This window comes from Sphingomonas sp. PP-CE-1G-424 (assembly GCF_004341085.1).
In the GTDB taxonomy this organism is placed as follows: domain Bacteria; phylum Pseudomonadota; class Alphaproteobacteria; order Sphingomonadales; family Sphingomonadaceae; genus Sphingomonas.
In genome coordinates, this window is sequence record NZ_SLXW01000002.1 from 800,746 (window position 1) to 813,816 (window position 13,071).

A 13,071-nucleotide genomic window follows, 5' to 3' on the forward strand; every position below is an offset into this window, starting at 1 on the left:
CGCCGTTCACAGGGCCCGTTTGCTCGCCGTGTGCGATCCTCGCGTCGGTCCGACGTCGATCACCCGCAACCGATAGCGTCCTGCCGGCAGCATCAGCGCGACATCATCGCCCGCGCGGATCGCGATCCGGTCCAGCGGCACGGAGGCGGCGGGCTCGCCGACCGGGCGGGCCTCGACGACGCGCCAGCCGCTTGCCGGATACAGCCCGCGCGGGATGCTGACGGGCAGGTCGCCGGCCCGCTGCCGCCATAGGGGGCGGCCGCGGACAAAGCGCGCGGTGGGGTGATCGACGACCAGGTCGAACGTGCCGGGCGGCTCGTCGTTCGGCAGCGCGGACAGCCGCACCTCGCCGCCGCCGCCGCGACACGTCGTCTGCGAGATGGTGAGCGGATCGATTCCGGTCGTCGCCTTGAGCCGCGCGGCCATCCACCGGGTGCCGTCGGCGCGAGGCACCTCCGCGGCGTGCGAGTAGCCGACATGGACCAGCAGCTTGGCACCGGGATGATCGTGTACGTAGGCGGCGAGGTTGCGCGCCTGTCCTTCCTCGCGCGTTGCGATCCGCTGCTCCATCGTCGCGTCCGCCGCCGGATGTTCGTCGATGAACTCGTAGGCCAGGAGATGATAGCCGAGTGCCTTGGCACGTCGACCGAGCCGCCCGTATCCCGCCTCCGAGAGATAATGGCCGTCGCCGTCCTCGAAATACGGCAGCGCCGGCTGCCGGACGAACGCCGGCAGATATCGCGCCGGCGTGCCGGGCAGCGACGCAGACAGCGTTTCCAGTGCCAGCGTGTCGTACCCGAGCGGCCGCAACCGGGTCGCGACCGCGGCGCTGAATCCGCGATGGTCGGTGCGCTCGTGGCTCTCGGTGACGATGACGATCGAGGTCCTCCGCGCGCGTCGCGCGATCTCGGTCAGGACGTCCGTTGCGGCCGCGACCGGCGCGCATGCCTTCGCCCGATAATCATTGCTGCTCGCTGCGATCAGGTCTTCCCGACCAAACAGGCTCAGCGTCTGTGCGGTGCTGCCGTCGCCGAGCGGATGCGTCGGTTCGATCGCTGCCAGCCGGGCCAGACTAGAGGACAAGTCGGGGAGGCTGGCGGCGGTAACCCGCTCGACCGGTCCCACGAAGCGGACGCTCCGCACCGGACGGTCTTCCTTGGCCATGACCGATGCGCCGAGCGTCGTGAGCACCAGCAGGGAAGCGATGCGCGGGGCAGGAGATATAGGCATTGCCGAGGCTATCAAGCCGGGCCCCGGTGTTCCACACCCTAGTCGCCGTTTCGCGATCCTGGTGGATGGGTCGAGCGGCGCGGCACGGTCTCAGGCATCGTCCCGAACGCCGGCATATTGCGCATCCGTGACGGGTTCGAGCCATTCGACGTTCTTGCCGTCGAGCGCCTCCTGGACGGCGATGTGAGCCATGGCCGTCGTCGGGGTCGCACCATGCCAGTGCTTGTGGCCGGGAGGACACCAGATCACGTCGCCGGCGCGGATTTCGACGACCTTTTCGCCCTCGCACTGCGTCCAGCCGCAGCCGGCGGTGACGATCAGCGTCTGGCCGAGCGGATGGGTGTGCCAGTGCGATCGCGCGCCGGGCTCGAACGTCACCGCCGCGCAGGAATGACGGGCGGGAGCGGGCGGCACGTTCAGCGGGTCGATACGTACGCTGCCGGTGAAATAGCCGGCTGGGCCGGGTTGCGACGGCTGTGATCCTGCGCGCTTGAGGTGCATCGAACGACTCCTTGTGGGTGATTTAGGCGAGATATCGCCGCATGTTTGCGGGCTTCGGTGGGTTCGTCGGCCGTGATAGATAGTGCGCGTACGGCGCGAGGGCGTGCGGGACGCGGTCAGGCGGCGGCGCGTTCGGTGCCGCAGAACAGCGCGACCGCTGCTGCCGCGCCGAGGATCGCCGCGCAGCCGAGAAACTCCGTGCTCGGTCCGGCGGCATCATACGCCAGGCCGCCGATGGTCGCCCCGGACATGATCGCGAACTGGACCACCGCGACCATCAGCCCGCCACCGGCTTCGGGATGGTCGGGGGCGGCGCGGGTCAACCAGGTCCACCATCCGACCGGTGCCGCGGTGGCGACGAAGCCCCACACGGCGAGCAGGACCGCGACGATGGCGACCGACCTCCCGAAGATCGCCAGGCCGACCGCGACGAGGGCCATGATCGCCGGGATGGCCGCGAGCAGGAGGTGAAGCCGGCGGCCGATCAGGCGACCGATCAGCGTCGTGCCGACGAACCCCGCGACGCCGACCACGAGCAGCAGCGTCGACAACGTGCCCAGCCCGACCCGCGTCACCTGTTCGAGGAAAGGACGCAGATAGGTGTAGAGCGCGAACTGGCCCATGAAGAGCAGGACCGCACCGGCCAGCCCGAGCAGGACCATCCTGCGCTGCAACAGGACCAGCATGCCGCTGCCCCCGACGCGTCGTTCGGCGGGTAGCGACGGCAGCGCAAAGGCCTGCCACGCGGTCGCGGCGATCGCGATCGGCACCACGCAGAAGAAAGCGCCACGCCAGCCGATCAGGCCACCGAGAAAGCTGCCTAGCGGCGCGCCGATCACCGTGGCGAGCGCGTTGCCGCCGTTGAGCATGGCGAGCGCCTTGGGCACCGCCTCCGCCGGCACCAGCCGCATCGCGATCGCCGCGGACATCGACCAGAAGCCGCCGATGGCGATCCCGAGCACCGCGCGTCCGAGCATCAGCATCGCGTAGGTCGGCGCGCAGGCCACCACGGCGCCGGACACGATCAGCAGGGCGGTCAACCCGAGCAGCACCAGGCGGCGATCGATGCCGTTGATCACCCGGCCGAGCGTCAGGCTGGCGATCATCGCGAACAGGCCCGAGATCGCGATCGCCTGGCCCGTCTGGCCTGTGGTGAGCCGGAGATCGGCGGCAATGGGGCTGAGCAGGCTGACCGGCATGAATTCGGACGCCACCAGCACGAAGGTGCAGAGCGTCATCGCGTACACGGCGCTCCATGCGGGCGCTTGCGACGCGTGGCCGTGCTCGGCGTCGATCAGGGTTGCGGTGGTCAGCGAAGCTCTCCTCGGAACGCGGCGGCGTATTTCTCCGGCGAGATAGGCCTGTTCGGCGACGACGATTAGCCCCGATGCGCTCCCAGGACCTGTGAGCAGCGCTCAACGTTTCGCATCACCGCCCGAGCGGCTGCAACTCCTTGATCAAGTCGATCAACGCCCGGAGGCCGGTCGGCACATGGCGGCGGCTCGGGTAATATAACTCGTAGCCGGGGCCGGTCGTCGACCAGGACTCCAGCACCAGCGAGAGCGCACCGGATGCGACATGGGGCTCAAAGATCGGCGCGATGCCATAAACTAGTCCCGCGCCGCCGAGCGCCATCGCCAGCATGGCGCGGCCATCGTCGGCGGTGATCCGGCTCGCGACCGGCACCGCGAACTCCCCGTCCGGTCCCTCGAACTCCCAACGATAGATGCGATCGTCCCCCAGCCGCACGCCGATGCAGCGATGCCGAACGAGATCGGCGGGGGTCGTCGGCGTACCGAACCGCGCGAGATACGAAGGCGCCGCCGCGACCACCCAGCGCAGGTCGGCGGACAGCCGCTGCGCGATCATGTCCTCCGGCACCGTGCCGCCATGACGGATGCCCGCGTCGAACCCGGAATCGACCACATCGATCATCCGGTTGCTGGCGACGATGTCGACCTCGACGTCGGGATAGCGGTCGGCGAACGCCGACATCACCGGCCCGAGCAGCAAGGTCGCAGCGTCGGCGACGACGTTGAGGCGTATCCGCCCGGCCGGCGTGTCGCGAAAGCGGTTGAGGCCTTCCACGGCCAAGGCGATCTCGGCGAACGGTCCTTCGACCGCATCGCGCAACGCCTCCCCGGCCGCGGTGAGCGTGACGCTGCGGCTGGTGCGGTTGAGCAGACGCACGCCGAGCCGTCCTTCCAGCCCCTTCAGCGCATGGCTCAGGCCCGAAGCGGTGACGCTGAGTTCGAGCCCCGCGCGACTGAAACTGCGGTGTCGCGCGATCGCCAGAAAATAGGTGAAATCGGCCATGTCGGGTCGGCTGGAAGGCATGACTTACGGTGTGGAGCGTCCCCCCGGCGAAGACAATACGCACCGGGGGCAGAGGGACCAGGTATGCGGCGTGACCTGTGGCTGGCCGAGCCGCGTGGGCGCGCATGTCTGGTTCCGAGTCAGGCCGCTGACGACAAGATGCAATACACCAGCACCGGCACGCCGATCAAAAGGATCAAAAGCAGAAGGTTCAGCTCCATAAGTCTACCGAGCCAGTTCCGCTTTCCCTCCGGCCCGCCCGCCGCATCGGCTTTCGAATAGTCCTCGACGATTTCCATGTCGAATTTGTTCGAGAAGAAGTGTTTGGGTCGCATTCTCAGAAAAGGCTGAGGCGACGGGCTGCGAACCTGTGGCTTATGGTCGTTCGCAGAAGGGTCATCGGATTTCGAGATATTGTCTGCCATTTTACGGTTTCCGCACATTCGAGATCATGGGCGCGCAGCACGCGTCCCAAAGGTCAGATCGAATAAAGCCCGAACTCGAGCGGCATTGGCCGCGAGCTCGGGCTAACCGCGTGCGGCGAGTTGGCCAGCGTGGTCGCGAAAACGCTTATGTGTCGCAGGTGCGTACATGCGAATACCATCGTGGACCCACGCCGTAATGTCAACGCGCGCAAGATTCCGGTGCAACCATATTGCCCTCGACGGGCGAAACCTTGGTTCGAAGAGGCGGGGAGGGCGCTTTGGCGCTCGGCTTCAGGACGTCGAGACAGGGGCCGTGTCCGTCGAAGAAGAGTTTCGACTTCCCGTGGTGGTGAAAAGTGGTGCCGGTTGCAGGAATCGAACCCGCGACATCCAGTTTACAAAACTGGCGCTCTACCAACTGAGCTAAACCGGCCCACGTGCGCAGCGGCAAGGCGTCCGCGACGTTGCGCTCCAATGCTTCAAGAAACGCCGAAGGTCCAGCCCTCGGTGCGGGCGATATCGCGCGTCATGGCTGCCGGCGCCCAGAGATCGGCGCGATCCGCGTTCGCGCGCAGCCACGCCGCGGTCAGGATCGCGTCGGTGGCGTGATCGTCGTAGCGCGGCAGCGGCGTATGCGGATCGCTGCCGAGACCTGCCAGCGCCGTATCGAGCGCGGCGGCGTCACGCATCTTGCTCAGGCCCTTGCGGATCCCGGCGGCGCGCGCGGCGATCGTCGTGTAGATTTCAACGATCGCCGGACCGTGATCGGGCAGCGGATCGAACGGCCATACCGGGATGCGGCCCGCCAGCCGGTGCAGCACGCGCATCCCCGTCAGGCTCGATTTGCCGACCTGCGCCGCGCCGACCAGGTTGAAGCAGCTCGTCGGCGCAAAGCCCATCGCGCGCTGGCCCAGCTCGCAGACGCGCATCCGGCCCGCGCCGCCCGCGAACAGATCGCCGCAATCGCGGTGCTGGCGGAAATGGCGGCGGATGTCGGGATCGCGCAGGACCGTGTCGACCGCAAGATGCGGGTCGTTCGCCGACAGCGTTTCGACCAGATCCCACAACGCACGCGCGTCGCCCGGGCTTTGCTGCCAGCCGGGGAAATAGCCGCCCTGATCGACAAACGGGAACGCCGGCGAGAGATCGAGCCCGATGAGCATCGCCGAACCGCGCTGATCCAGCAGCCAGTCGAGCACGTCCACGCGTGACCAAGTCGCCGAGTCGGGGGACGACACCAGCACCGGCGCCGCATCGCCGACCCCGCAGGTCGCCACCGCGATACCCTTGTGGCGATGCCCTTGCGCGCCAGACCAGTCGATCGCGGTGAACCGGGTAAACCGCGTCGCCTTGCCGGGTTCGGAATTCACAGGCGGCGGGCTCGGCATCGCAGCTCAGGTGGCGCGGCGTTCCGACGGGTACAAGGGCTTGAGCAGCACCAGGACGACGATCGCGATCACCAGCGCCGCGGAAGCATAGGGGCGGCTGAACGCGAGCCCGCCATGATCGACCGGCTTGTCGAGAAAATCGCCGACTGCGGCGCCGAGCGGGCGGGTGAGAATGAACGCGCTCCAGAACAGGAGAACCCGGTCGACCGCGGTCCACAGATACAGGCCTGCGATCCCCGCGAGCACGATGCCGAACAGGATCGCGGCACCGCCGTAGCCAAGCCCGCCGGTATCCGCGGTCCAGTCGCCGAGCGCGGTGCCCAGCGTCTGCGAGAACGTGATCGTCAGCCAGTAGAACAGTTCCGCGCGCGGCTCGTGCACGGTCGCGACCGACACCGAGCCGAGCCGGTTGTGCCACAGCGCCAGCGACGCGACGACGCAGCCGAGCAGCAGTAGCGATCCGCCTGGATAGCCGATCCCGAGCGAGCGGGTGGCGAAGTCCGCGAGCGTCGTGCCCGCGGTCGTCGAGGCGATGATCGTCGCCCAATAGAGCGCCGGGCGATAGCGGTCCGCCGCGACCTGTCGCCACACCAGCAGCAGCAGGATCGCGACGAAGACGATGGTGGCGGTGAGGTAGCCGAGGTTGAGCGACATGCTGACCGTGTCGCCCGCGGTCTCGCCGAGCGTGGTGGCGAGGATCTTGATGATCCAGAACGCCGTCGTCACCGCCGGCACCTTGGCGGCAACCTTGGCGAGCGTGGCGCGATCGCGAACCGTCATGATGTTCTCCCCTCGTTGCTTGGGAGACGCCGACGAGGCGATCGATCCGCAGTATCGCACACCGGAAATCGCGGAAGTTTTACTCGGGACATGTGGAACCGATGCGGCGGCGGCGTCTCGTCGTCGAAGCAAGAGCAGGGAGATCGCACGGTGTCGGTACGGATCGCGAGTTTGGGTGTCGGTATCGCCGCGCTGGTCGGAAGCGCAGCGCCCGCCGCCGTGGCGCCCTCCGCTGTGATGACCGCGCCCGGCACGAGCGTGTCGGTGATGACCTACAACGTCCACGGCGTGCCCTGGCCGGTCGCGGAAGACCGATCGAGCGCGTTGTCGGCGATCGCCGCGCAGCTTCGCACGATGCGCGCCGAGGGGCGGCAACCCGGAATCGTCGCGTTGCAGGAATCGTTTGTGCCGGAGGCCAAGGCGATCGGTGCCTCGGCAGGCTATCGCTACGTCGCGTTCGGTGCGCCGGCCGAGGCGACCGCGGACCCCGCAACCGCACAGGACCGGCAGTTCGCCGCGGATGGCAGCATGCTGCGCGGCGAGCGGGTCGGCAAGCATGTCGGCAGCGGTCTCGCGATCTTCTCCGACTATCCGATCCTGGCGGTGCGGCGGATCAGCTATCCGGTCTGCGCAGGGTATGACTGCCTTGCGAACAAGGGGGCGATGGCGGCGCTGATCGCGGTCCCCGGTGTCGCGGGGCCGGTCACGGTGATCGACACGCATCTCAACTCGAACGGCGCGACCGGCGTATCCGAGCCGCGCGCGCTGTATGCGTATCGGCGCCAGATCGACGTGCTCAGCGGGTTCATCGGTTCGATGGCCCGGCCCGGCGGGACGATGCTGGTGGCGGGCGACTTCAACGTCGGCCGCGACATCGCGCGGCGCGCCTATTTCGCGCAGCATATGTTCGGGGGCGCGACCGCGCTGTCCGGCGGGTCGCTGAAGTGCCGGGAGTCGCGGACCTGTCTGGTGACGCAGCCCGCCGACATCGCCTACTCGACCGGGCGCGCCAAGGACTTCCTGCTGTACCGTCCGTCGAACGGCGCCGCCATCCAGCCGCTCGCGCTCAGCGCGCCGTTCGGTCGCGGTCCCGACAACGCGATGCTGTCGGATCATATCGGCGTGATGGTGCGCTATCGGATCGACGGCTCGGCCGGGCGTTCGGTGCCCGGCAGCGCGCTGGCGAGCCGCCGGGCAAAGGGTGCCGCGACCCGCGCCTAGTCCTCGAGGTTGCCCGTGAAGAGCAGGTGGCGGGCGTCGTCGGCGACCTGGTTGGCGGCGCCGAGCCGTTCGATCAGCTGCGCGGGGCGGCTGCCGCGCAGACCCGCGACCGTCAGCGCGCCGTCGCGGACATAGGTGTAGACCCCGCTGACCGCGAACGCCGAGGTGTGGGCGATATGCGCCTTCTGACCCTCGGTGGTGCGCTGGAATGCGTCGGACGCGTAGAACGCGCGGCGCGTCATCGGCGTGGCAAAGGCGATGTCGAGGATCGCCACCAGCGCGCGTTCGGGCGGCACGCTGTGATCGACGTTGGGCGCGGGCGGGGCGGGGTCCGCATTATCGTAGCGCTCGGGCAAATGGAGCCGCACCTTCAGCACCGCCGGATCGCCCGCCAGCGTCTCGGCGAACTGCGTCATGAACGCGGCGAACCCGGCCGCGTCGTCGTGACGCGCGCCGAAATGCACGTGGAGGCGGTCGAGACCGTCATCGCCGTTCGGGATCGGGTCCGGGGCGCGGTCGACCAGCGTCCGCGACCCCTTCGGCAGCGCATAGGCGACGGTCGCCGCGAACATGTTCTGTTCGTCCGCGAACAGGATCGCGCAGGACTCGTTGAAAATGTCCTGATCCGCTTCGGAGGCGAAGCCGATCTCGACGCCGCCATCCAAGACATAGTCGTCGAACGGCGCGATGCCGTCGATCGCCGGCCACAGATGCGCGTCCTGCTCGCGGTTCAGATGCGTCTGGACATACCAGCCGAGCCCCGGGATGCGCGAGCACAGCGGGCCGTGGACGTCGCGCCAATAGCTCGCGAACACCTCGTGCGGAACCCCGGGGCGGCGGAGCACGGTGGTGTAGCTGTTGACGACGATGCTGGCGTCGCGCGTCGCATAGTCGCGCGCGGGGTCGATGATGGACATGAGGATCTCACGGCTTGGGGATGGCAGGACGAGCACCCCCAACGCATCGCCACGCAGATCGGCGCGCGCCGCTGTCCAATCGCACGTCAGTCCTTGGCCTCGGGCGCCTGTTTGCGGCGGCGGTTCCAGAATTCGAGGCGCTTCTTCACGTCGCGTTCGAAGCCGCGCTCGTTGGGTTCGTAGAGCACGGGATGATCGTGCCCGCCGAGTTCGTCGGGAAAGAAGCTCTGCCCCGCGAACGCATCGGGGTGATCGTGGTCGTATTGATACCCATCGTGATAGCCGAGCTCCTTCATCAGCTTGGTCGGCGCGTTGAGGATGCGTTTGGGCGGCGCAATCGACCCGGTCGATTTCGCCAGCGCGCTGGCCTTGTCGAACGCGCGGTACGAGGCGTTCGATTTCGGCGCGGTCGCGACATAGTTGATCGCCTGCGCGAGGAACAACCGCGCCTCGGGCAGGCCGACCCGCTCGAACGCCTGCCACGCGGTCATCACCTGGACCAGCGCCTGCGGATCGGCCATCCCGACATCCTCCGACGCCGCGCAGCACAGCCGGCGGAATACGACCGACGGGTCCTCGCCGCCTGCGATCATCCGTGCCGCCCAGTATAAGGCAGCATCGGGATCGCTGCCGCGCAGACTCTTGTGGAAGCAACTGAGCAGGTTAAAATGCTCTTCCTGCCCCTTGTCGTAGAGCGGCGCGCGTTGCTGCACCAAGGTGGCCAGCGCGATGGTATCGAGATCGGACGGGTGATCGGTCGCGACGATATCCTCGCACAGCCCGAGCAGATAGCGCGCATCGCCATCCGCCATCGCCACCAGCGCGTCGCGCGCATCGTCGGTGAGCGGCAGCGGGCGTTCGAAATGCGCTTCCGCCCGCGCGATCACGCGGTGCAGGTCGGCGGCAGCGAGGCGGTTGAGCGTGTAGACCTTCGCGCGCGACAACAGCGCGGATACCAGGCTGAAGCTCGGATTCTCGGTGGTCGCGCCGATCAGCACGATCGTCCCGTCCTCGACTGCGGGGAGCAGCGCGTCCTGCACCGGCCGCGAGAACCGGTGAAGCTCGTCGACGAACGCGACGGTCGGTTTCGACGCCGATTCGCGCAATCGGGTCGCCTCGGCGAGCGCCTTGCGCAGGTCGGCGATACCGGTCGACACCGCCGAGAGCTGAATGAAGTTGTAGCCGACCTCGTCCGCCATCAGCCGCGCGATCGTCGTCTTGCCAACCCCGGGCGGGCCCCAGAGGATGAACGAGGACAGCCGCTTGGCGGCGATCATCCGCGCGAGCGCGCCCTCGGGTCCGACGAGGTGCTCCTGGCCGATGATGTCCGAAAACCGGCGCGGGCGCAGGATTTCCGCGAGCGGTCGCGGTGCGTTGGCGCTGAAGAGCGTGTCGGACATCGGGTCTCGGGTTCCACGGATCGAGGGAGCGCAGCGGGCGATACCGCGGCGCACGGCAATCGCCGACATCGCTGCGGCGGGTCTTTCGCCTGAGAGAACATAAGGGGTGTGGCGCCGACATTGAACCCTTGGCGATGAGGTGCGGGCTCAGGACTGCTGCAGGCGAGATCGAACAAAATTCAGTGCATCCCTTGAATTCGGAATATTCTGCGATATATCTCATACCATTCTAGAAATATCGGAGAACACTCAAATGCGTAACGAAATGGGATTTGGACCGTGGAGCGGTGGCCCCCGGCATGGTGGCCACGGCCGTCGCGAGCATGGTGAGGACCATGCCCATTGGAGGTCGGGCGGGGGACCACGCGGTCGCGGCCGCCGGGTCTTCGACGGCGGCGAGATGAAGCTCGTGCTGTTGAAGCTGATCGCGGATGCGCCGCGGCACGGCTACGACCTGATCCGCGAGATCGAAGGACTGGCGGGCGGCAGTTATGCGCCGAGCCCGGGCGTGATCTATCCCACGCTCAGCACGCTCGACGACATGGGGCTGATCGACGAGCAGAAGTCGGAAGGTGCCAAGAAACGCTTCGCGGTCACCGACGAAGGGCGTCAGTTGCTGAAGGACAATGCCGAGATCGTCGAGGCGCTGTTCGCCCGGCTGGCGGCCGTCGGCGCCGAGTCCGAGCGGACCGACGGCGCACCGATCCGCCGCGCGATGGGCAATCTGCGACAGGTGCTCCAGACGCGGCTGATGCGCGAGGACGTGAACGAGGACACGCTGCACGCGGTCGCCGGGTTGCTCGACGAGGCGGCGCAGAAGATCGAGCGGCTCAAGTGAGCGTCTCGCCCATCATTTCGGTCGCGCGCGTGCCGACGCAGTCCGCGAGCAAGTATCTCCAGCAGCTCGCCAAGCACTGGAGCCACAAGATGGAGGTGACGTTCTCGGAAGAGGAGGGGCGCATCGCCTTTCCGAACGGCGCGGTGCTCGACATGCGCGTCGACACCGCCACGCTGGACATCGCGCTGACGGTCCCGGCGGACGAGGACGTCGACCGCATGCGCGGCGTGGTCTCAAGCCACCTCGACCGGTTCGCCTTCCGCGAAGCGCCGCTGACGTTCGACTGGACGGAGGCGGTTTAAACCGATCCTCCTACCCTCTAGGGTAGGGGCGTCCGGTCCGCCCAGGGGAAGTCTCAAGCGTGAGCGGATTGGCCGGTTTGGAGAGGAAAGCGGAACGCCCGCTTCCGGGCGGGGGTATCGCGATCGCCACCATCGCGCGACGCTGCCGCCTTTTTCGATAACGCCCGTCAACTGCGGTTACGGTCTGCTTCTCGATACCAATTTATCAGGTCGGCAGGCTAAAGTCGCATGCGAGCATAGCCTGCTCACGCTCGATCGGGTCACGCAGTGGAAGCCGCCATAGGGAAGATCAGCAAGGTCGATGTCGCCGATGCGCATAGTCGTCCCTGTACATCCAGCAGTCGAGCTTCGGAAAAAGCGGCACGGCGCCCTAACGACACAACCTTGCCCTCGGCACGCACTGGTCCGCTCGTCTCGCTCAGCGCGCGATGATACGACACCTTGAGTTCCAATGTCGTAAAACCCTGACCCGCGGGCAGGCTGGAATGGACCGCGGCGCCGCAGGCGCTGTCGGGCAACGTCGCCGCATAGCCGCCATGCACCGATCCGATCGGGTTGTAGACCTTGCGCGACGGCGAACCCTCGAACACCACACGACCACGCTCGAGTTCGACCAAAACGATATCCAGCGTCTCGTGGATCGGCGGGTGAACATTGGCTGCCATCAAGGCTGCGAGCTGGTCATGGCCATCGAGTTCGGCGTGATCGGTCAAGACGTTCATACGCGGACATCCTCGTTTCGAGCTTGGAGGCAGCTTTTGAATAATCGCAATCTGTACGGATGCGGTGCTTCTACAGGGTAATCACACCGCTCGCATCTGGCCGAATCGGTACCTTATCGCGAAGTTCGGCCGCCTGGGCACGCACGACGCGCGCATGGCCGTTGCAGAACCCCCAAAAGAATCGCGGTGGAGGCGGAGGGGATATCCGGCGAATGGCGGATGACGTGGGTAGCAGACGGGCGGCTTTCGCGCGGTCCCGGCTGTGGCCATTCGCCCATCATTGCGAACCGCTAGCTCTGTCGATGTTCGCTCATTCGGGGCTCGCGAGCCAGTCGAACCGGTCGAACGCTACGATAAAGTACCGATTCGGCCAGATGCGGCCAACGGGATTGCCCTTTAGAAGCGTGCTTCGTGCTCCGGCTCCAGCCCAATCCGTCTTCTCCCGCAGCGATCGAAAGAAGTGCTTCCGAAATGACCGGCATTCTCCAGAAAATCGAGGCTAACAAGGGTCGGAAAATCGAACCAGCAGTGGCATCAGAGTCGCCCCACCTCGATAAGCCGTTCTTCGAGCTATTGGTCGGTAGTTACCGCCGCATCGTGGGCGATGCCTTATTTCCTGAAAACTGCGATGAATATTGGCTTTATCATCAAGCGCCGTTCGCTGTTGTCGCTCACAACGCCGATCCCGATCCCGTTTTCATTTACGCCAATATCGCGGCTCAGCGCTGTTTCGGTTACGGATGGAGCGAGTTTACATCGCTACCATCACGTCTATCCGCGGAGCCGATCAATCGTGCGGATCGACAGATCCTGCTGGATAAGGTCAAAAAAGACGGACATTACTCTGGATATTGCGGCGTGAGGATAACGAAGTCCGGTCGCCGATTCTCGATTGATGACGGTTGCATTTGGCAGTTAACCGACCGCGATGGGTCAACGCATGGACAAGCTGCAACCTTTTCGCCCCTGGCTGAGTGAGCCAAACCTACCTCGCGACCACACGCTACCAACCAGATTGCTTTCGCTCTCTG

General features: G+C 66.5%; 14 protein-coding genes and 1 tRNA gene. 4 read left to right on the forward strand and 11 right to left on the reverse strand.

What is annotated here, in order from left to right:
• Positions 1-6 precede the first annotated feature (6 nt).
• The 8 genes from C8J43_RS08770 to C8J43_RS08805 all read right to left on the reverse strand — a co-directional run bounded on the left by C8J43_RS08770 (position 7) and on the right by C8J43_RS08805 (position 6,640).
• Positions 7-1,230, reverse strand: coding sequence for a hypothetical protein (locus tag C8J43_RS08770; RefSeq protein ID WP_133030537.1), 1,224 nt, complete (start codon positions 1,228-1,230; stop codon positions 7-9).
• Between the two features lie 90 nt (positions 1,231-1,320).
• Complete coding sequence (locus C8J43_RS08775; protein ID WP_133030538.1) at positions 1,321-1,731, reverse strand: cupin domain-containing protein; 411 nt, start codon at positions 1,729-1,731, stop codon at positions 1,321-1,323.
• A 116-nt stretch (positions 1,732-1,847) separates the two neighbouring features.
• Entirely contained in the window at positions 1,848-2,969 is a 1,122-nt protein-coding gene (locus C8J43_RS08780) for an MFS transporter (RefSeq protein WP_133030820.1), read from the reverse strand.
• A 190-nt stretch (positions 2,970-3,159) separates the two neighbouring features.
• Positions 3,160-4,047 carry a LysR family transcriptional regulator gene (locus tag C8J43_RS08785; RefSeq protein WP_243645478.1) on the reverse strand — a complete coding sequence of 296 codons (888 nt, stop codon included), beginning with the start codon at positions 4,045-4,047 and terminating at the stop codon, positions 3,160-3,162.
• A 140-nt stretch (positions 4,048-4,187) separates the two neighbouring features.
• Entirely contained in the window at positions 4,188-4,472 is a 285-nt protein-coding gene (locus C8J43_RS08790) for a hypothetical protein (protein ID WP_133030540.1), read from the reverse strand.
• A gap of 357 nt (positions 4,473-4,829) precedes the next feature.
• Positions 4,830-4,905 (reverse strand) — tRNA-Thr (locus C8J43_RS08795).
• A gap of 46 nt (positions 4,906-4,951) precedes the next feature.
• On the reverse strand, positions 4,952-5,842 hold the full coding sequence (locus tag C8J43_RS08800) for a hypothetical protein (RefSeq protein WP_243645479.1): 891 nt from the start codon (positions 5,840-5,842) through the stop codon (positions 4,952-4,954).
• A gap of 24 nt (positions 5,843-5,866) precedes the next feature.
• Positions 5,867-6,640, reverse strand: a complete 774-nt coding sequence (locus C8J43_RS08805; protein ID WP_133030542.1) for a hypothetical protein — start codon at positions 6,638-6,640, stop codon at positions 5,867-5,869.
• A 150-nt stretch (positions 6,641-6,790) separates the two neighbouring features.
• On the opposite strand from C8J43_RS08805, the gene C8J43_RS08810 reads away from it, so the two are divergent.
• Positions 6,791-7,861 (forward strand): endonuclease/exonuclease/phosphatase family protein, encoded by a 1,071-nt coding sequence (locus tag C8J43_RS08810; RefSeq protein ID WP_133030543.1) that lies wholly within the window; start codon positions 6,791-6,793, stop codon positions 7,859-7,861.
• On the opposite strand, the gene C8J43_RS08815 is transcribed toward C8J43_RS08810, so the two are convergent.
• Both C8J43_RS08815 and C8J43_RS08820 read right to left on the reverse strand, forming a co-directional pair.
• Positions 7,858-8,778: a hypothetical protein gene (locus C8J43_RS08815; protein ID WP_133030544.1), complete on the reverse strand. Its 921-nt coding sequence runs from the start codon at positions 8,776-8,778 to the stop codon at positions 7,858-7,860. The genes C8J43_RS08810 and C8J43_RS08815 overlap by 4 nt on opposite strands.
• 86 nt (positions 8,779-8,864) lie before the next feature.
• Positions 8,865-10,178, reverse strand: coding sequence for a replication-associated recombination protein A (locus C8J43_RS08820; RefSeq protein WP_060526902.1), 1,314 nt, complete (start codon positions 10,176-10,178; stop codon positions 8,865-8,867).
• A 253-nt stretch (positions 10,179-10,431) separates the two neighbouring features.
• Between C8J43_RS08820 and C8J43_RS08825 the strand changes: the two genes are divergently transcribed.
• Both C8J43_RS08825 and C8J43_RS08830 read left to right on the forward strand, forming a co-directional pair.
• Positions 10,432-11,016, forward strand: a complete 585-nt coding sequence (locus tag C8J43_RS08825) for a PadR family transcriptional regulator (protein WP_243645480.1) — start codon at positions 10,432-10,434, stop codon at positions 11,014-11,016.
• On the forward strand, positions 11,013-11,318 hold the full coding sequence (locus tag C8J43_RS08830) for a DUF2218 domain-containing protein (RefSeq protein ID WP_133030545.1): 306 nt from the start codon (positions 11,013-11,015) through the stop codon (positions 11,316-11,318). The genes C8J43_RS08825 and C8J43_RS08830 overlap by 4 nt, the downstream gene beginning before the upstream one ends.
• Positions 11,319-11,578: 260 nt before the next feature.
• On the opposite strand, the gene C8J43_RS08835 is transcribed toward C8J43_RS08830, so the two are convergent.
• Complete coding sequence (locus C8J43_RS08835; protein ID WP_133030546.1) at positions 11,579-12,040, reverse strand: PaaI family thioesterase; 462 nt, start codon at positions 12,038-12,040, stop codon at positions 11,579-11,581.
• A gap of 471 nt (positions 12,041-12,511) precedes the next feature.
• Here C8J43_RS08835 and C8J43_RS08840 point away from each other — a divergent pair, with 471 nt between their 5' ends.
• Complete coding sequence (locus C8J43_RS08840) at positions 12,512-13,018, forward strand: MEKHLA domain-containing protein (RefSeq protein ID WP_133030547.1); 507 nt, start codon at positions 12,512-12,514, stop codon at positions 13,016-13,018.
• Positions 13,019-13,071 lie beyond the last annotated feature (53 nt).